The sequence below is a fragment of the Pseudomonas sp. D3 genome, assembly GCF_029320995.1.
GTDB lineage: Bacteria > Pseudomonadota > Gammaproteobacteria > Pseudomonadales > Pseudomonadaceae > Aquipseudomonas > Aquipseudomonas paraveronii.
Window position 1 is genome coordinate 5,073,961 of sequence record NZ_CP119772.1, and the last position, 18,642, is coordinate 5,092,602.

At 58.5% G+C, this 18,642-nt stretch carries 15 protein-coding genes; 7 read left to right on the plus strand and 8 right to left on the minus strand.

Annotated features, from left to right (window positions below; genetic code table 11):
- Positions 1 to 469 precede the first annotated feature (469 nt).
- On the plus strand, positions 470 to 3,364 hold the full coding sequence (locus tag P3S72_RS23370) for a ribonucleoside-diphosphate reductase subunit alpha (RefSeq protein ID WP_276194424.1): 2,895 nt from the start codon (positions 470 to 472) through the stop codon (positions 3,362 to 3,364).
- A 103-nt stretch (positions 3,365 to 3,467) separates the two neighbouring features.
- Here the strand turns inward: P3S72_RS23370 and P3S72_RS23375 are convergent, their stop codons facing one another.
- The 7 genes from P3S72_RS23375 to P3S72_RS23405 form a co-directional block, all read right to left on the minus strand.
- Positions 3,468 to 4,556, minus strand: coding sequence for a hypothetical protein (locus P3S72_RS23375; protein ID WP_276194425.1), 1,089 nt, complete (start codon positions 4,554 to 4,556; stop codon positions 3,468 to 3,470).
- A 188-nt stretch (positions 4,557 to 4,744) separates the two neighbouring features.
- The gene (gene flgE / locus P3S72_RS23380) at positions 4,745 to 6,061 is read right to left on the minus strand and encodes a flagellar hook protein FlgE (RefSeq protein ID WP_276194426.1); all 1,317 of its coding nucleotides are present in this window, start codon (positions 6,059 to 6,061) and stop codon (positions 4,745 to 4,747) included.
- Positions 6,062 to 6,092: 31 nt separating this feature from the next.
- Complete coding sequence (gene flgD, locus P3S72_RS23385) at positions 6,093 to 6,818, minus strand: flagellar hook assembly protein FlgD (RefSeq protein ID WP_276194427.1); 726 nt, start codon at positions 6,816 to 6,818, stop codon at positions 6,093 to 6,095.
- Between the two features lie 16 nt (positions 6,819 to 6,834).
- A complete protein-coding gene (gene flgC, locus P3S72_RS23390) occupies positions 6,835 to 7,278 on the minus strand; it encodes a flagellar basal body rod protein FlgC (RefSeq protein ID WP_016973698.1) in 444 nt (147 codons plus the stop codon).
- 3 nt (positions 7,279 to 7,281) lie between these two features.
- The gene (gene flgB / locus P3S72_RS23395) at positions 7,282 to 7,689 is read right to left on the minus strand and encodes a flagellar basal body rod protein FlgB (protein WP_003175633.1); all 408 of its coding nucleotides are present in this window, start codon (positions 7,687 to 7,689) and stop codon (positions 7,282 to 7,284) included.
- 304 nt (positions 7,690 to 7,993) lie between these two features.
- Complete coding sequence (gene cheR, locus P3S72_RS23400; protein ID WP_276194429.1) at positions 7,994 to 8,821, minus strand: protein-glutamate O-methyltransferase CheR; 828 nt, start codon at positions 8,819 to 8,821, stop codon at positions 7,994 to 7,996.
- Between the two features lie 42 nt (positions 8,822 to 8,863).
- Positions 8,864 to 9,796, minus strand: coding sequence for a chemotaxis protein CheV (locus tag P3S72_RS23405; protein WP_026140310.1), 933 nt, complete (start codon positions 9,794 to 9,796; stop codon positions 8,864 to 8,866).
- An 82-nt stretch (positions 9,797 to 9,878) separates the two neighbouring features.
- Between P3S72_RS23405 and flgA the strand changes: the two genes are divergently transcribed.
- The 4 genes from flgA (at position 9,879) to P3S72_RS23425 (ending at position 12,473) form a co-directional block, all read left to right on the plus strand.
- Positions 9,879 to 10,643: a flagellar basal body P-ring formation chaperone FlgA gene (gene flgA, locus P3S72_RS23410; protein WP_276194430.1), complete on the plus strand. Its 765-nt coding sequence runs from the start codon at positions 9,879 to 9,881 to the stop codon at positions 10,641 to 10,643.
- Between the two features lie 141 nt (positions 10,644 to 10,784).
- Positions 10,785 to 11,108, plus strand: coding sequence for a flagellar biosynthesis anti-sigma factor FlgM (gene flgM / locus P3S72_RS23415; protein WP_276194432.1), 324 nt, complete (start codon positions 10,785 to 10,787; stop codon positions 11,106 to 11,108).
- A 48-nt stretch (positions 11,109 to 11,156) separates the two neighbouring features.
- Positions 11,157 to 11,627, plus strand: a complete 471-nt coding sequence (locus tag P3S72_RS23420; protein WP_276194433.1) for a flagellar protein FlgN — start codon at positions 11,157 to 11,159, stop codon at positions 11,625 to 11,627.
- 96 nt (positions 11,628 to 11,723) lie between these two features.
- Positions 11,724 to 12,473 (plus strand): flagellar brake protein, encoded by a 750-nt coding sequence (locus tag P3S72_RS23425; protein ID WP_276194434.1) that lies wholly within the window; start codon positions 11,724 to 11,726, stop codon positions 12,471 to 12,473.
- A gap of 59 nt (positions 12,474 to 12,532) precedes the next feature.
- On the opposite strand, the gene P3S72_RS23430 is transcribed toward P3S72_RS23425, so the two are convergent.
- Entirely contained in the window at positions 12,533 to 13,912 is a 1,380-nt protein-coding gene (locus P3S72_RS23430; RefSeq protein ID WP_276194435.1) for an MFS transporter, read from the minus strand.
- An 862-nt stretch (positions 13,913 to 14,774) separates the two neighbouring features.
- Here P3S72_RS23430 and P3S72_RS23435 point away from each other — a divergent pair.
- Both P3S72_RS23435 and P3S72_RS23440 read left to right on the plus strand, forming a co-directional pair.
- Positions 14,775 to 17,171, plus strand: a complete 2,397-nt coding sequence (locus P3S72_RS23435) for a membrane-bound PQQ-dependent dehydrogenase, glucose/quinate/shikimate family (protein WP_276194436.1) — start codon at positions 14,775 to 14,777, stop codon at positions 17,169 to 17,171.
- Between the two features lie 140 nt (positions 17,172 to 17,311).
- Positions 17,312 to 18,598, plus strand: coding sequence for a carbohydrate porin (locus P3S72_RS23440; protein WP_276194437.1), 1,287 nt, complete (start codon positions 17,312 to 17,314; stop codon positions 18,596 to 18,598).
- Positions 18,599 to 18,642 lie beyond the last annotated feature (44 nt).

Consider the following 18,642-nt stretch of genomic DNA (forward strand, 5'->3'; position numbering starts at 1 on the left):
ACATTTTACCCACAGCGTTATCCACAGACCTTGGATTGCTAAGCCTCCAAAAACGCATTATCTTGTACCTCGGCGCAAAAAAAACCCTACATGTAGGGTTTTGAGCGAAAAGACCAAACACAAATCAGACAAGAAACTCAAGTCCTTTCTTGCTCCTGTTTGGTCCAACTCCAGCATTTTTTAAAGCCCAAACCGCTCAAGCGGATGGCAACCGTTTTAGCGCGCCAACAGCGCAAAACGGTACGGGTGTTGCAGTGCTTGAACTTGGCAACTGTCACCCACCAGGAATACGGCGAGGAGCTTTTGAGCTCTAAACCGAAGACTTCGGCATGGAAGCGGCGCGATGAGCTCCCTTCCTCCTGTCTCGAAGTTGTTATGCCAGGCCCAGGCCTGCTGTAAGTGCTTCAGGACGGAACGGTGGGCGCCGTGATGGTGCCCAAATAAATATAGAATGTGGAGACAACACCCCATGCAAACCGACACAACTCGCGAGAACCCGCAGGGCTCCGTGCCGCAGGCCGCTGATTCGAATATGGATCTGTCCGCCACTGCACCAGGCCAATTGCGCGTGATCAAGCGTAACGGCACTGTCGTTCCTTACACCGATGACAAAATCACCGTCGCCATCACCAAAGCGTTTCTTGCAGTTGAAGGCGGCACCGCTGCCGCCTCGTCGCGCATCCACGACACCGTTGCCCGCCTGACCGAACAAGTCAGCGCGACCTTCAAGCGTCGTATGCCTTCGGGCGGCACCATCCACATCGAAGAAATCCAGGACCAGGTCGAACTGGCCCTGATGCGTGCCGGCGAGCAGAAAGTCGCCCGCGACTACGTGATCTACCGTGACGCCCGCTCCAAAGAGCGCGCCGTTCGCTCCCCAGTCGACGAAGCCGCCGTACAAGCGCACCCATCGATCCGCATCACCCTGGCCGACGGCACATTCGCGCCGCTGGACCTGGGCCGCCTGAACACCATCATCACCGAGGCCTGCGAAGGCCTGGAAGAAGTCGACGGTGACCTGATCCAGCGCGAAACCCTGAAGAACCTGTACGACGGCGTAGCCCTGACCGACGTCAACACCGCCCTGGTGATGACCGCCCGTACCCTGGTTGAACGTGAGCCGAACTACTCGTTCGTGACCGCGCGCCTGCTGATGGACACCCTGCGCGCCGAAGGCCTGGGCTTCCTCGGCGTAGCCCCCAGCGCCACCCACCACGAGATGGCCGACCTGTACGCCAAGGCCTTGCCGGCGTACATCACCAAGGGTATCGAATACGAATTGCTGAACCCGGTCCTGGCCACCTTCGACCTGGAAAAACTCGGCAAGGCGATCAACCACGAGCGCGACCAGCAGTTCACCTACCTGGGCCTGCAAACCCTGTACGACCGTTACTTCATCCACAAGGACGGTATCCGCTTCGAACTGCCGCAAGTGTTCTTCATGCGCGTGGCCATGGGCCTGGCGATTGAAGAGAAGCACAAAGAAGACCGCGCCATCGAGTTCTACAACCTGCTGTCGTCCTTCGACTACATGTCGTCGACGCCGACCCTGTTCAACGCCGGCACCCTGCGTCCACAGCTGTCGAGCTGCTACCTGACCACCGTGCCGGATGACCTGTCGGGCATCTACCACGCGATCCACGACAACGCCATGCTGTCCAAATTCGCTGGCGGCCTGGGTAACGACTGGACCCCGGTGCGCGCGCTGGGTTCGTACATCAAGGGCACCAACGGCAAGTCCCAGGGCGTTGTACCGTTCCTGAAAGTCGTCAACGACACCGCCGTAGCGGTCAACCAGGGTGGCAAGCGCAAAGGCGCTGTCTGTGCCTACCTGGAAACCTGGCACATGGACATTGAAGAGTTCATCGAGCTGCGCAAGAACACCGGTGATGACCGTCGTCGTACCCACGACATGAACACCGCCAACTGGATTCCTGACCTGTTCATGAAGCGCGTCTTCGACGACGGCAAATGGACCCTGTTCTCGCCATCCGAAGTGCCGGACCTGCATGACCTGACCGGCAAGGCTTTCGAAGAGCGTTACGAGTACTACGAAGCCCTCACCGAATACCCAGGCAAGGTCAAGCTGTTCAAGACCATCCAGGCCAAAGACCTGTGGCGCAAAATGCTGTCCATGCTCTTCGAAACCGGCCACCCATGGCTGACCTTCAAAGACCCGTGCAACCTGCGCAGCCCTCAGCAGCACGTGGGCGTGGTCCACAGCTCGAACCTGTGCACAGAGATCACCTTGAACACCAACAAGGATGAGATCGCCGTTTGCAACCTGGGCTCGATCAACCTGCCGAACCACATCGTCAACGGCAAGCTAGACACCGTGAAGCTTGCACGCACCGTGAACACCGCCGTGCGTATGCTCGATAACGTCATCGACATCAACTACTACTCGGTGCCACAGGCGCAGAACTCCAACTTCAAGCACCGTCCAGTCGGCCTCGGCATCATGGGCTTCCAGGACGCTTTGTACCTGCAGCACATTCCTTACGGTTCGGATGCAGCGGTCGAATTCGCCGACAAGTCCATGGAAGCGGTCAGCTACTACGCGATCCAGGCTTCCTGCGACTTGGCCGACGAGCGCGGTGCCTACGAGACGTTCCAGGGTTCGTTGTGGTCCAAAGGCATCCTGCCGCTGGATTCGCAACAGATCCTGATCGCGCAACGTGGCCAGAAGTACATCGACGTTGACCTGAACGAATCCCTGGACTGGGCGCCGGTACGTGCCCGTGTACAGAAAGGTATTCGTAACTCCAACATCATGGCCATCGCGCCGACCGCAACCATCGCCAACATCACCGGCGTATCGCAGTCGATCGAACCGACCTACCAGAACCTGTATGTGAAATCGAACCTGTCGGGCGAATTCACCGTGATCAACCCGTACCTGGTTCGCGACCTGAAAGCCCGCGACCTGTGGGACTCGGTCATGATCAACGACCTGAAGTACTACGACGGTTCGGTGCAGCAGATCGAACGCATCCCGCAAGAACTCAAAGAGCTCTACGCGACCGCCTTCGAAGTGGACACCAAGTGGATCGTTGACGCCGCCAGCCGTCGTCAGAAGTGGATCGACCAGGCGCAGTCCCTGAACCTGTACATCGCCGGCGCTTCGGGCAAGAAGCTGGACGTGACCTACCGCATGGCTTGGTACCGTGGCTTGAAAACCACTTACTACCTCCGTGCCCTGGCCGCGACCAGCACCGAGAAGTCGACCATCAACACCGGCAAGCTGAACGCGGTTTCCAGCGGCAACCACGGTGATGACTCGGTGCTCGCCGCACCTGCCGGCCCGGCGCCAGTGCCGAAAGCCTGCGCGATCGACGAGCCGGATTGCGAAGCGTGCCAATAAGCTGAGTCGGTTCCGGGCTTGATTGCCCGTGATTGAAAAAACCTCGATAGACCCTAGCTGCAGTTGGGTTTATCGGGGTTTTCTTTTGCCCAGGCAAAGCCCGTCAGTTGCCGAACAATATGGTCGCAATCCCTGTCTTGGGCACCCCGCCCCGCTTGCCCCACAGTTCAATCCGGCCGTCGATCACCGCCATCGAATGACCGCCGTACTCCACCGTCCCCGACTTGCTGTTTCGCAAGTCGGCATCCGTGGACTGCCGGTAATTGTTGCGCAGCCCCAGGCGGTCCAGACCTTCCCGACTGTACTCACCATCGTTGAGCGTGCGTATGCCATCCAGAAAGCTGCGCCCGGCAGTGCCATCGTTGTTTTCCATTTGCGCCCGTTTTGCACTCACGGCAAACATGAAGTTGGCGTTGGTCATCATTTTTGGATCATCCCCCTGGAAACGTGCATGAGTGGCAGCTAGCCGCACTTCATCCTTGGTCAGATCAACCTTGACACCATCGCGCATGGTCACCGAGTAGCCATTACCCGTTTCCTTGACCTCCTTGAAGACATCGGTGGGTTTCTCACCAAAGTGCATCATGGCGGATTTGATCGCTGAAACCGTCACGCAATTGCCGTCCGGCCCCTGCTTGAAGCCGCTCCAGATATTCTCCGGTTTTTTTCCCGGCTCACTGTTATCGGGTTTGTAGTCGAAATGCTTCGCGCCTTCGGTAATCGCCTTGTTGCTCATGGCCTCGCTGGGGCCAAAACCACCGCCGCCGCCTCCACCGCCTCCACCTCCACCTCCACCTCCTCCCGGCGAGGGGGAAGGAGAGGGAGAGGGTGAAGGGGGTTTATCCGGAGACGGGCCATCAGGAAACGCCTCCGGAAAGGCTCTCTTCATGAAATCGAGAAAACCCTCGGACGCATCTTTCTTCAGATCATCGAGAATCTCCTTGAATTTCTCTTCACCAAGCTCCTTTCGCTTTTCATTCAGCTTGTCCCGCAACTCCTGGGCCGTCTGGTTCTTCGAGGTTTTTTCGGCGTCTTCAAGCTCTTTGATCAGCTTTGTGACGCTTTCCTTGACGGCGCCCGTGTCTTGCTGGGTGCCATCAGACTGGCTGGCGGCCTTCAGGTGTTGCCCTGCCCCCCCACTTTCGTAACGCACACCCCCGACCCCTTGGCCAGATACCGATGAACTCCACATATCGCCTCTCCCCAACAATGAGAGAACCCAACGCCTCTCGGCTGGATAGGTGGAAAGACAGGTGTGGCGCGTTCCAACAAAGGCGTGTCATCTCGTAACCGCATCGGTAGTGGGAAAAGGTCTTAATGCCAAATAAAACGCAAAAAAAAGCCCCTCGATCGAGGGGCTTCTTGTGCAGCGCTAACGCATCAGGCCATCTGGATGATGGTCTGCATGATGGTGCTCTGCGTGGAGATGGTCTTGGCGTTCGCCTGGTAGTTGCTCTGGGCCTTGATCAGGTCCACCAGCTCGTTGGTCAGGTTGACGTTGGAGTTCTCCAGGGAGTTGGCCACGATCGAACCGAGGGTACCGGCTTGAGGGGCGTCATAGCCCGGCTGGCCCGAAGCGTAGGTCTCCTTCCAAGTGGTGCTGCCCGCTGGCTGCAGACCTTGCTCATTGTTGAAGCTGGCCAGGGAGATCTGGCCAATGGCCTTACTCTGCTGGTTACTGAAGGTGGCGAACAGTACGCCGCTGCCGTCGATTTTCAGCCCGGTGATCTGGCCGGTGGCATAACCATCGGTGACCGGCGGGTTGCGGTAGCTGGCCGAATTGTACTGGGTGATACTCGCCATGTTGACCGCAATACCACTCGTGTTGGCCGCAGCGCCGTTAGCTGTCCATACACCATTGGTCACGGTACCCGGTTTCCAGTCGGAAATGGTCAGGGTGGTGTTGGAGGTCGTGCTAGGCGGCGTAACCACGCCAGTGAGCTTACCGGAGGTGTCGAACGATAAGGTCGACGCTACAGGTGCCACTGCGCCTGTGCCACTGATCGGTGTGCCATTAGGGTTAACCCCGTCGATCAAGGTGTAGGAGTTCCATTGGTTGGAACCCGTCTTCACCAGGTACTGCACCATCGGGTGGGAGTTGCCTTGGGTGTCGTACAAGGTGGTGCTGTACTGGGTGGTGAAGGTACTGGTGTCGCTTGGGTTGAATGGCTTGGCCACCTGGTCGATCACCGCCTCCGAGGAGTTCAGGTTACTGGTGGAGTCCACGGTGCTGGAGGCTTTAGGCGGCAGGTTCGACAGGCTCACTTGCAGGTCGACCAAGCCGCCCTTGACGATCTTGCCGTTGGCATCCGCCGCGTAGCCCTGCAGGCGCGAAGTACCGGTGTTGTTGGTGATATAGCCGTCTTTGTCCGAACGGAAGGCACCACTACGGGTGTATTCCAGCGACCCGTCGCTGCCCTTCTGTACGAAGAAGCCGCCGCCCTGGATCGCCATGTCCAGGATGCCACCCGTGTTGTTGACGTCACCCTGGGTAAATTGCTGGGACACCGCCGCCAGGTTCACACCGTTACCGACGCTGTTCTGGCCGGTGCCCAGTTTGGACGCCGCGTAGATATCCGCGAACTCCGCGCGGGACGCTTTGAAGCCAGTGGTCGCGACGTTGGCGATGTTGTTGCCGGTCACGTCCAGTTGTTTGTTGGCCGCATAGAGGCCGCTAAGGCCGATGTTAAAAGACATGTTTCTCTCCCTCTGCCGTATTTAGCCGGCTCTATGTACCGATAGTCTGAATTTGCGACAGCTTGACGCTGCCCATGCCGCCAGCAAGGTTAAGCAGCATTTCGCCGCCGGTCTGGCTGAGGGTCACGCTGGTGACCGTCGCCGGCAGAGAAGTCGCCAGTGCCACCGAGTCGCCTGTGTCGTTCTTGGTGGTGGCCGCAAAGGTGTAAGTCCCGGCAGCCGCGACCTCACCATTGGCGTTCTTGCCATCCCAGATGAAGTCGGAACTACCTGCGCTCTGTGCGCCCAGATCGAGGGTGCGCACCACGACGCCGTCTTTGTCGGTGATCTTGACCGAGACGTTGCCCGTTGCCGCCGTCACCGCGACCGAGCCGGTCATGCTCTTGCTGGTATCCACCAGCGCAGTGTCGGTCTGGGTAATGATCGAGCGGCCTACCAGCGACGAAGCCTGCAACGCCTGCGACGAGCTGTAGTTGCTGGAGATGTTGTTTACCGAATCATTCAGGGTGTTGATGCCTTCCAGGCTGCTGAACTGCGCCAGTTGAGCCACGAACGCACCATTGTCCTGAGGCGACAGCGGGTTCTGGTTTTTCAGCTGGGTCACCAACAGTTGCAGGAACGCATCCTTGCCCAGCGATTGGCTGCCCGTTGCCGTCTTGGTGGCAGTGCTGAGGCTGCTGTTGGTCGTCGCAGTACTGACCTTGCTATTGAACAGGTTCTGGACTGCCGTGTTGTTCGTCGTATCAACAATGGCCATTGTTTGGCACCCCTTATCACTGACCCAGGGTCAGGACCTTCTGCATCATGGTTTTGGCGGTATTCATCATTTCCGCGTTGGTCTGGAACGAGCGGCTGGCGGAAATCATGTCAGCCATTTCCTCGACCACGTTGACGTTCGGGTAGTACACGTAGCCTTTTTCGTTCGCCGCAGGGTGATTCGGCTCATAGCGCGCTTCCAGATTGCTCTGGTCTTCCACCACGCCGAGTACCTGCACGCCTTGTCCGGCAGCATCCTGGTTCTGGAACAGCGAATCGCTGCCGCCGCTCTGGCCGCCCTGGAACATGGTGGCGAACACCGGGTGACGCGCGCGATATGTCTGGTCAATGCTCGAAGACACGGTCTCGGCGTTGGCGATGTTACTGGCGACGGTGTTCAAACGCGTGGTCTGCGCGCTCATGCCACTGCCGGCAATATTGAAAACACTGGCTAGGGACATGGCTTACTCTCCACGCAGGGCTGACATCAGCCCTTTGAATTTGCTGTTAAGCAGGGTGAAGCTGGCCTGAAAGTTCACCGAGTTCTCGGCGTAGGCCGATTGCTCCAACTGCGCGTCGACGGTGTTCTGGTCGATCGATGGCTGCATCGGGGTGCGATACAGAAGCGACTCGTCACCACTGCTCAGGCCTTGCGCTTCGATATGACGGCTATTGGTCATGTTCAAGGCGAAGGTGCCGTTCTTGGTCTTGTCCTGCTGTGCGGCGAGCACGGCGGAGAAGTCCAGGTCCCGAGCCTTGTAGTTCGGGGTGTCGGCGTTGGCAATGTTGTTGGCCAGAACCTCCGCACGCTGGGCGCGAAAGCCCAGGGCTTGTTCATGGATACCGAGCGCTTTATCGAAGCTGATGCTCATGGCGGAAACCTTTAGGCTGACCTGCTGTTCGTTAACAGGGTTATAGCAAGGTACATGCCAATCTGATGGGAGCCCATATATCAAGGGGTTGCGGGGAGATTGCCGGCGGCAATGCCAGAAAAGCGGCAACCGGTTTCCGCGTGGCGCCAGTAAAGCGGCAATCGCGGTTGCCGCTATTGGGAAGTTTGCAGCGCAAACAAATGTGGGAGGGGGCTTGCTCCCGACGGCGGTGTGTCAGTGATAGTTACATCAACTGAACCGCTATCGGGGGCAAGCCCCCTCCCACACGTTGACTGCGTGCGACTTACTTGGCCTGGTAAATGATCCCTGGACTGCACTGCACCATCTGGAAATGATCCGGCAGGCCGTTCAGCGCCTCGGATGCACCGAGGAACAGATAACCACCGCGCTTGAGCGTGCCGTGGATGCGCAGCAGGATGTCTTTCTTCACTTCGGCCGAGAAGTAGATCAGCACGTTGCGGCAGAACACCATGTCGAACTTGCCCAGGCTGGCGTAGCTGTCGAGCAGGTTGAACGAGCGAAACTCCACCCGGCTCTTGATCGGCGCCTTGACCGCCCAACGCCCCGCGCCTTTCGGATCGAAGAAACGCTGCAGGCGTTCCGGGGACAAACCGCGGCCCAGGGCCAGGCTGTCATACTCGCCGGTCTTGCAGTTGGTGAGCATGGTGCCGGACAAATCGGTCGCGACAATTTGCGCACCGGCCTTCAACTGGCCCATGTTGGTCCGCTCGAACTCGTCGATGGACATCGAAATCGAGTACGGTTCCTGCCCCGAGGAACAGGCTGCCGACCAGATCCGCAAACGCTGACCCGGGCTGGCCTTGATGGCCTCGGGCAGCACTTTGCTCTTGAGTACTTCAAAGGGATAGGTGTCGCGAAACCACAGGGTTTCGTTGGTGGTCATGGCATCGACCACCATTTCCTTGAGCCCGCTGCGCGGCTGGCTCTGAATCCGCTGGACCAACTCACCGAGGGACTTGATACCCTGCTGTTCCATCAGTTTGTTGAGACGGCTGGATACCAGATATTGCTTGTTTTCACCGAGCAATATGCCACAGGCTTTTTCCAGGAAGACCCGGAACTGTTCGAAATCCAAATTACCCGTAGACAATGATACCGCCTCTTAAATCGTGTGACCGCCAGGGAAATCCCCCTAGCCGTGATCTGCTGCCTTGATCCGGTCGACTACCCGGGATGCCAGGTCATCAGGGCGGAACTTAGCCAGGAAGTCGTCAGCACCGACCTTCTTGACCATCGCCTGATTGAATACGCCCGACAACGAAGTATGCAGGATGATATGCAATTTTTGCATGCGTGGATCGTTACGTATCTCAGCCGTAAGGGTGTAACCATCCATTTCCGGCATCTCGATGTCGGAAATCATCATCAAAAACTCTTCTTCCGGCTTCTTGCCTTCATCCACCAGCTTGCGCAAGTAATCCAGCGCCTGGCGGCCATCATTGAGCGCCACCACCTCAACGCCGATGGTTTGCAGGCAACGGGTCACCTGTTTACGCGCCACCGAGGAGTCGTCCACCGTCAACACCCGCAGCGAAACCGCCTTGTGCGCCGTTTCGGCATCGACGACGCCAACCGAGATCGCTTCGGAAGTCGGTGCGACTTCGGCGAGGATTTTCTCCACGTCGATGATTTCCACCAACTGGTTGTCCACCCGCGTCACCGCCGTGAGGTAGTGATCGCGACCGGTGCCCTTGGGCGGTGGATGGATCTCTTCCCAGTTCATGTTGACGATACGTTCCACCGAGCGCACCAGGAAACCCTGGGTCTTGGTGTTGTATTCGGTAATGATCACAAACGGGTTCTCGCGGTCTTGCAGGCCGGCCGAACTCGTGGCCAACGCCAGGTCGAGAATCGGAATGGTCGCGCCACGGATGTTGGCTACGCCACACACCACCGGGCTCGACTTGGGCATGATCGTCAGCTTGGGACACTGCAGCACTTCCCGCACCTTGAACACGTTGATGCCATATAGCTGCTTGCCGTCCAGGCGAAAAAGCAACAGTTCGAGGCGATTCTGCCCTACCAGCTGTGTGCGCTGGTTTACTGAATCCATTACACCTGCCATGCCCAGACTCCTACGCTAAAACCTTTGGGGGTACGACGCGCACCCAACACTAAACGGCACGAGCTTTGCTTTTTATTTGGTCATGGATATGAAAACGACAGTTTCCCGACGCACCAGCCGCCCACGGTACCGCAGATTACTCTGCGCCTGGATGGCGTTGTTTGCCGTGGGCGCAAGCGCCACTACCCGCGCCGACAACGTCACATTGCCTGATCTACTTATCGGCGTCACCCAAGGCTTTCTTGAGTTCACTGTAGAAGATTATCTGGCAACCACTCAGACGCCAGGACGTTATGAAATCCAGGTCAACCAACTGGACCCGCGCCTGCGCATGCCGATGTGCGACAAGGAATTGACAGCCACCCTGGAAAGCCCGGCCCAACCCATTGGCCGCGTGACGGTCAAGGTCCGCTGTGAAGGTGCCTCGCCCTGGACCGTGTTCGTGCCCGCCCAGGTCAAACTGTTCCGCGATGTAGTCGTGGTATCGCGGCCGCTTAAACGCGGCGGAATCATCGGCGATGAGGATGTCATCTTGCGTGAGCGGGACATCAGCCTGATCAATCAGGGCTACCTGACGTCAGTGGACCAGGCTGTTGGGCAACGATTAACCCGACCAATGGTCAGCGATCAGGTCATCACCCTGGTCAATCTTGAACAGGCCGAGGTCATTCGCAAGGGCGACCAGGTCGTCATTTCCGCGAGCAGCGGCGGGCTGAACGTGAAGATGCCGGGCGAAGCGCTGTCCAACGGCGGCATGAGCGAACAGATCCGGGTCAAGAACCTCAACTCCAACCGCGTCATCAGGGCACGGGTCACAGCGCCCGGCCAAGTCGAGGTCGCTTTATAGATAGCTGGAATAGGACGCCAGCTTTTCCTACACTGTACGCCTGACGTTCGTGCATGCAGGTTTATTGTCAATCGCGCCTAAAGTTTGTACGGGTATGGCCGAAAACATGGCAAGCGTCCAAATACCCAGAGGTTTTTTATCATGGTCATCGATTTCAGCCGTTTGAATAACGCCCCGGCTTTGCCAGGCACTACGCGCACCAGCGGCACCAAGGACAGCGTAGAAGCCAAGGCCCAGCCTCTGCCCGCCAAGGCAGAACAGGCCGGCGCCAGCCAAAGCGGGGAATCCGTACACCTGAGCAATGAGGCTCAACAGTTGCAGAAGGTCACTAACTCGCTGCGCGATCAACCCGTCGTCAATCAAGCCCGCGTGGCCGAATTGAAACAGGCGATCGCCGATGGCAGCTATAAAGTCGACAGCAACCGTGTAGCCAGCAAGCTGCTTAACTTCGAAGCCGAGCGCTAGGCAAAGGCCTGCGCCAGGCTTTTGGACGCTTAAAACCCAAGGCCAGCCATGCACCACGACGAAAATCTGCTTCAACTGATCATTGATGATCTGGCGCCGACGCAACAATTGCTCGAGCTGCTCAAAGAAGAATCCCTGGCGCTCTACGGCCGGGATATGCCGCTGCTGGAAGAAATCCTGGCGCGCAAACAATCGCTGATTGTCCTGCTGGAACAGCACGGCAAGAAGCGTAGCCAGATTCTCGTCAGCCTCGGCCTGCCGGCTGATCAAGACGGCCTTGCGCAGTTGGCCAGTCACTCCTCGGTCGGCGATCAGTTGCTGGCCCAGAGCAAAGAACTCAATCAATTACTCACCCAGTGTCAGGAAGCCAACCTGCTCAACGGTCAGTCGATCCAGCTTCAGCAAACCACGACGGCCAATCAGTTGCGCATACTCCACGGCGGCGAACCTCCGGCCCTGTATAACGCCCAAGGTTCTACCTCACGCCTGGTTAAGCCAAGCACCCGCAGCCAAGCCTGACGCCGGTTTAAAGCGTGCCCTATCCAAGGCGCGCGACATACTGGCAAAATGACGGTTATTGCGTGTAGTCGTATTTTGTCTGGAGATGGAAGAACCGTGTTCAACGCCCTTAATGCGGAAGATGCTCCGCAGCCACCCAAGGTGCTCACCACGCCTCTGGAAATCGCCGGCACCTTGCGAATGCTGCAAGAAAGCCATGACCCGCTGATCATCACCTTCCATGAGCGCAGCCAGCGCTTTCAAAGCTACCTGGTCGACGTCAACCGGGACAGCAAGACCCTGGCCCTGGACGAAATGATTCCACGCGATGGCGAACGCCACCTTGAGAATGGCGAGCCTTTCCGCATCGAAGGCTTTCACGACGGTGTACGCATCGCCTGGGAAAGCAACGGCACCCTGAGCATCAGCGAAAAAGGCGGCCACCGTATCTACACCGGCAGCATGCCGGACGAGGTGGTCTACCATCAGCGCCGCAATGCGTTCCGTGCCGCGCTGAAGCTGGCACAACTGGTGAACATCGAGCTGGGCGGCGAGAAACTCAAGGCCGCGCCCACCGGCAAACTGTTGGACATCTCCGCCACCGGCTGCAAATTGCGCTTTGAAGGCGATATTTCCGATCGACTGCAGTTGGGCGAGGTCTACGACCGCTTCATCGCCGCCCTGCCCTTCGGCAGCATGACCACCTCGGTCGAACTGCGTTACCTGCACTTCGAAGAGAAGATCAACACCACCTTCGCCGGCGTGCGCTTCCACAACATGAGCGGCCTGGTGCAGCGCCAGGTCGAGCGTTTCGTGTACCAATTGCAACGCGAAGCACGGCGCTTCGACAAAGACGACGATTTTTAAGCACTGAGATCGCGACAAAAAAACGGGCAGACCCTTTCGGGATCTGCCCGTTTTTGCATTCAGGGGCGCGCCCTGCTCAGGTCATGGGGGTGCTCATCCGGGCCCAGTGGTTCCGGCGGCCCTTCGAAAGGCGGCTCATCGGTCGGTGGTTCGGAGTCGGTTTCAGGCTCCGCAACAGGCGTCTGCATCTGCTCCTGCACCATCTGCTCATCAACCCGCGGATCAAGTGCAGCCACCAGCGGCGAGCTGGACATGCTGTCAGGCATCGCCACGTGGTGCAGCGGTGCGTCATCGACCTGATGCAGGTTGGTCACCGCTTTAGGACGGATACGCCACACCAGGATCAGCGCGCACAGGCTGAAAAACGCGTAAAGCATCTGGCTACCAAACAGCTTCATCACCACACCAGCCAGCAACGGCCCGATACTGGCGCCAACGCCGTAGGTCACCAACAACATGGCCGTCAGCGATACCCGCCGATCACCTTCAACGTGGTCATTGGAAAACGCCACGGCCAGCGGGTACAGGCAGAACTGCACCAGCGAACACAGGAACCCGGCCACGAACAGCACTTCCAACGGCACCTTGCTCAGGATGGCCAACGGCAATGCCGCCACCGCCAGGCACAGGGCGAAGCAGCGAATCAACAGCGCACGATCGTAACGATCGGACAGCCAGCCCAACGGCCACTGCACTAGCAACCCGGCAAAAATGCAGCTACCCATGAAGAGACCGACCTGCTCGGTGGTCAGCCCCTGCTGGGACGCATAGAGCGGCGCCAAACCGTAGAACGAGCCGACGATCAACCCCGCCCCCAGCACCGTACTCAACGACTGCGGCACCCGCTGGATAAAGAAGCGCGGCTCCATCGGCGCCGGACGCAGGGGCGCCGGGTGAATGCGCCGGGTCATGGCCACCGGCACCAGGCACAGGGCGAAGCACAGCGCCACCACCATCAGCAACTCGAGGCCGAGCTGGGGATGCATCACCAGGATCAACTGCCCCAGCACCAGGCCAAGGTAGGACGCGATCATATAGCCGCTGAACACCACACCACGCTGCCGGGCATCCGCCTGCTCGTTAAGCCAGCTTTCGATGACCATGTACTGGCACATCATCCCCAGGCCCACAATGACCCGCAGCACGATCCAGGCCGGCAGCCAATCGATCAGGCCATGGCCCAACACCGCCGCGCCGACGATCCCGGCACAGGTGGCATACGCCCGAATATGCCCGACCCGGGCGATCAGGCGGTGGCCGATCTTGCCGCCCAGGACCAGGCCAGAATAGTTGGCCGCCATCAGCGCGCCGACCCATAGGCTGTCCACGTTGTCAGCCGCCAGGCGCAAGGCCAGGTAAGTACTGAGCAGGCCGGAGCCGATCAGCATCATCAAGGAGGCGAAATAAAGGGCTCGAAAAGATTTCCAGATCTGGCGCATCGGCGTTCCGAGCGGCTCCTTGCAGTGAGGGTCAGGGCTACCGGCATGATAGTCCCGGGGGGTCGGGTCCGGACAGGCACCAGGTGCTGTTTCCGGGGATTATTTTGCTTTAAAGCGATTGACTACAGCTCAGACGCTACCGGGTGACGTACAAGGTACAAGGTTGCGCAAAATACACGCCGCACCTCCTGTGAACGTCGCCAACGCGCAAGGTTCGACCGGGTGTTGAAAAGACCGAGCGCGCCCAAAAAAGCCCCCCTGTACATAATTGCCCGGACACCCGCATCGACAATGCGTATCGGCGCGCATTGTTGCTGTTTCATCAACAATGTTTTCCAGTCTTATGGATTTATCCAAAAAACCAGCGCTATAAACTGGTCCGCGCGTTAATCCACCGCGATTAACCAGCGAATCAGTCGGAGCAAAGCATGCAACCCGATCAAGGCCGACAGATCCTTCGGGCCTACTCATTACCGACTGAACACATGGATAGTCATTAAGCGGGCGTAATGCTGCCGCCAACGTTTTCTTTGCCCCTCCTGCCGACACTCCATCAGCCCCCGGTTAAGCATCTAGTTCGTTATCGAACGGAGCTTTTAGCGTGAAGGGGTTGAGCTGAAAGAGTGCCGGTATGCAGGCCAAGAACATGCGGATGGCAAGTTATTACGCTGATTTTCAATGCTTGCTTGCCGTCAGCAAGACAGCGCAGCGGGACCATGGACAAACCACACCGGGCCAACTAATGGCCGGACTCAACATTCGGCCAAGTTGCTCATACACCGTGGGCGCAGTTACGTATTTCCCCAACTGAGCATATACAAATATGACAGACGATCATCGATCTCACTCTGGAAGATCCTCAATGAGTACTATTGCAAGGGGACTGTTTTCCCTGCTTGTTTTTGCCGTGGCACTGGCGTTGATTTATGGCGGGTTCAAACTGGTAGCACTCGACGGATCGAGTTACTACCTGCTGGCCGGCTTCGCCTATCTGCTGTTGGCAGCACTGTTTGTCTTGCGTAAACCTATCAGCATTGCCCTCTCCGTCGTCATCTTCCTCGCCACGTGTGCGTGGGCGTTCTACGAAGTGGGCCAGTTCAGCTACTGGCAACTGCTGCCACGCCTGGTGGTGCCGGCGATCATCCTGACCCTCAGCTTGTGGGTCGGTGCTGCGTTCCCGGAAACGTCCTTGGCCACCCGGCGCACCGCCAACCGATTCGGCTTTGCCGTGTTCCTGGCCCTGATCGCCACCTTTATTGCGGCGTTCTACCCACACGGCGGGATCTCGAACCCTGTCGCCGCGACTGACTTGCCCAAGGCCACGGAGCCCGCCAGCGGGCCTGCAAACTGGGAATTCTTCGGGCGCAATGCGTCAGGCACGCGGTTTGCGCCTTACACGCAAATCACGCCGGGAAACGTCAAGGACCTGCAAGTAGCCTGGACCTACCAGACCGGACGCAGGACCACCGGCGCCGGCGCTGGCGTTGACGAAAACACCCCGTTGCAGATCGGCAACGTGCTGTATTCGTGCACCCCGGAAAACCTGATCACCGCGTTGGATGGCGATACGGGCAAGCCGATCTGGAAGTTCGATCCTCACGCCAAAAGCGAAGAGCATGTGACGTGCCGTGGCGTGGGCTATTACGACGTTGATAAAGACGACAGCCTGAGCGCAGCGGTCAAAGCCTCGTATAACGATCAGCAGCAATGCCGCCAGCGTATTCTGGTGTCGTCGGTAGATGCCCGTCTGTTTGCACTTGACGCGCATACAGGCGCCCTTTGCCAGAGTTTCGGTGACAACGGTTACGTCGATCTCAAGAAAGGCATGGGCCCGACCGAAAACAGCAAGCGCTATCACCCGACCTCACTGCCAGTGGTCATGGGCCACCTCACGGTGGTGGGCGGCTGGGTACGCGACATTGTGGCTGGCGAACCCTCCGGCGCTGTCCGCGCCTTCGATGTGCTGACCGGTGCGCTGGTGTGGGCATGGGACGTCGGCGCGCCCGAGGGCACGGACCCAGCCAAGGCCGATCACCCGTTCACGCTGGAAACGCCTAACGTATGGACGATCCCGACCTACGATAAAGAGCTGAACCTGGTCTACTTGCCGACCGGCAACGGCCCGCCCGACTATTGGGGCGGTGATCGCAACGCCGTCAAAGAAAAATTTGGCTCGGCCGTCGTGGCCGTCGATGCATCGACCGGTAAAGCCAAATGGATCTACCAGCTCATTCACCACGATGTATGGGATTACGATCTGCCATCGCAGCCGGTTCTCTATGACATCAAGAATGCCCAAGGCGTAAAAACCCCGGTCTTGATCCAGACCACCAAGACCGGCCAAATCTTTGTGCTGGATCGTCGCACTGGCCAGCCGGTGACAGAAGTACAGGAACGTCCGGTTCCAACCTCGCCGGCAGCAGAAGGCGAACACCTATCGCCGACACAACCGTACTCGGCCGGCATGCCGGTGATTGGGGCCGACCCACTGACTGAAAAGTCGATGTGGGGGGTGTCGACATTCGACCAACTGTATTGCCGGATCATGTTCAAAGATTCGGTTTACGCGGGGCCATTTACGCCGCCAACCGAAAAGCCATACATCGAATGGCCTGGCTTGCTGGGCGGGATGAACTGGGGTGGCATCTCCATCGATGAGAACACCGGCACGCTGTTCGTCAACGACATGCGCATGCCGCTGCGGATGTCATTGGTGACCAAGGAAGAAACCAAGAAATTCAAGGTCTCGACCGACGAAGTGCCGGGTTTCATGGGCACCATTCGCCCGCAAGTCGCCGGTATTTATGGTGGCGTGAAAATCGACATTCTCCAGTCGCCACTGGGCGTGCCGTGCAACTCCCCGCCCTTCGGCAGCATGAGTGCGATTGATCTCAATACGCAGAAACTGGTCTGGCAGGTTCCCATGGGCACCGTCCAGGATACCGGCCCGCTGGGGATCAAGACCCACCTGCAGATTCCGCTGGGCATGCCGACGCTTGGCGGTCCGACGTCGACAGCCTCTGGCCTGGTGTTCTTTGCCGGCACCCAGGACTACTACCTGCGCGCACTCGATTCGGCCACCGGCAAAGAAGTCTGGAAAGCCCGTTTGCCGGTTGGTGCGGTTGCGGCCCCGCTGATCTATCAGTCACCCACCACCGGGAAGCAGTACGTGGTCATCTCCGCCGGTGGCATGAGCCATTCGCCTGACGTCGGCGATTACATCATTGCTTATGCATTGCCGGACAACATCAAGCCGTAATGCGTTAGTTGCCACTGCATGAAAATAACCCCCGTTTACGGGGGTTATTTTTCCAAGTCACAAAAGCACAGCGCAAACCGATAAATAACGCGGAGCGTTGAGCTACTCCCTCACTTTCTCTGTAACGGAGCACATCCAAAATGCTTTTTTCTTTCCGCGCCATGCTGACCAGCAGCCTGTGCAGCGGTTTGTCGCTATGCCTCTTCGCCCCGTCCCCGGCACTGGCCGACGACCTGATGAACCGCTCCACACTCACTGGCGGCTGGGGTGGTGAACGCCAAAAGATGGTCGACGAGGGCATCAAACTAACCGGTGACTACAGTTCCGAAACGATTTCCAACCTGCATGGCGGGATCAAGCGCGGCACCCGCTATTCGCAACAAATACGTATAGGCGCCCAGTTTGATCTGAGTAAGTTGCTCGACAGCCCCGATGCGGGACGCGTGCAACTGCTGGTTAACGACCGTCGCGGCCACAGCGCCACGGAAGACTTGCTTGGAAACCGCCTGTCGTCCCAAGAAAACTACGGCGGCGAATACACCCGGCTGACCGAGTTCAGCTATCAACGCAACCTGTTTTCGCCGGCCCTGTCCACCAAAGTCGGCTTCATGGTGATGGGCACCGATTTTGGTGGTATGCCCATCTTGGCCAACTTTGTGAGCGCCGGCTTTTGTGCGCATCCGCTGACCATGTCGAGCGGCAGTGGCTGGGGCAACTACCCGACAGCGCATTGGGGTGGCGAGTTGCGTTACGACGTCAACCCGTCGCTGACGCTGCAAACCGCCGTGTTCCAGGTCAACCCGGAATACAACACGCGCTCTTCCAAAGCGTTCTCCATGCCCAGCAACGGCACCACGGGGGCGATTTTGCCACTGGAGGCGATCTTCAATAACGACGCCTTCCTGAACGGCCAATACAAAGTCGGTTGGTACTACGACACCTCCAACGTCCCCGAGATCGGCAGTACGCAAAAGAGCAGCAACCGTACCGGCGCCTATGTGCTGATGGACCAAGCCATCTGGCGCAATGAGCAAGACCCGCAAAGCGTGCTGCGCCTCTTCGGCCAGGCAGCCAGCAGCAACGCGGCGACCTCGCCGATGCGCCGCTGGTACTCGGTGGGCCTTGTCAAACAGAAGCCTTTCGCGAGCCGCCCGAACGACTCCATCTCTTTTGGCTATGGCCGCGCCGTGCTCAACTCGCGCACACGGGATGTGCAAGAAGCCAAGGCGACCAACCTCGAAGACGCCGAGATGATCGCCAACCTCGACAACGGCGAGCAAATGCTTGAGCTCAACTACGGCGCACAGGTCACACCTTGGCTGCTGCTGCGCCCAGACCTGCAGTACTACATCGAGCCCGGCGCGTTTTCCGGCAAAAAACGCGACAACGCGCTGGCCGCGGGTTTACAGGTCAAGGCAACGTTTTAAAAGCCTCGTTTGCACGGGGGGCATCCACTCGATGCCCTCTTGCA

What these genes read in the sequence shown, in the direction of transcription:
- P3S72_RS23370 (WP_276194424.1), top strand. Translation starts at nt 470, where the DNA reads ATGCAAACCGACACAACTCGCGAGAACCCGCAGGGCTCCGTGCCGCAG.
- P3S72_RS23375 (WP_276194425.1), bottom strand. Translation starts at nt 4,556, where the DNA reads ATGTGGAGTTCATCGGTATCTGGCCAAGGGGTCGGGGGTGTGCGTTAC.
- flgE (WP_276194426.1), bottom strand. Translation starts at nt 6,061, where the DNA reads ATGTCTTTTAACATCGGCCTTAGCGGCCTCTATGCGGCCAACAAACAA.
- flgD (WP_276194427.1), bottom strand. Translation starts at nt 6,818, where the DNA reads ATGGCCATTGTTGATACGACGAACAACACGGCAGTCCAGAACCTGTTC.
- flgC (WP_016973698.1), bottom strand. Translation starts at nt 7,278, where the DNA reads ATGTCCCTAGCCAGTGTTTTCAATATTGCCGGCAGTGGCATGAGCGCG.
- flgB (WP_003175633.1), bottom strand. Translation starts at nt 7,689, where the DNA reads ATGAGCATCAGCTTCGATAAAGCGCTCGGTATCCATGAACAAGCCCTG.
- P3S72_RS23405 (WP_026140310.1), bottom strand. Translation starts at nt 9,796, where the DNA reads ATGGCAGGTGTAATGGATTCAGTAAACCAGCGCACACAGCTGGTAGGG.
- flgA (WP_276194430.1), top strand. Translation starts at nt 9,879, where the DNA reads ATGGATATGAAAACGACAGTTTCCCGACGCACCAGCCGCCCACGGTAC.
- flgM (WP_276194432.1), top strand. Translation starts at nt 10,785, where the DNA reads ATGGTCATCGATTTCAGCCGTTTGAATAACGCCCCGGCTTTGCCAGGC.
- P3S72_RS23420 (WP_276194433.1), top strand. Translation starts at nt 11,157, where the DNA reads ATGCACCACGACGAAAATCTGCTTCAACTGATCATTGATGATCTGGCG.
- P3S72_RS23430 (WP_276194435.1), bottom strand. Translation starts at nt 13,912, where the DNA reads ATGCGCCAGATCTGGAAATCTTTTCGAGCCCTTTATTTCGCCTCCTTG.
- P3S72_RS23435 (WP_276194436.1), top strand. Translation starts at nt 14,775, where the DNA reads ATGAGTACTATTGCAAGGGGACTGTTTTCCCTGCTTGTTTTTGCCGTG.
- P3S72_RS23440 (WP_276194437.1), top strand. Translation starts at nt 17,312, where the DNA reads ATGCTTTTTTCTTTCCGCGCCATGCTGACCAGCAGCCTGTGCAGCGGT.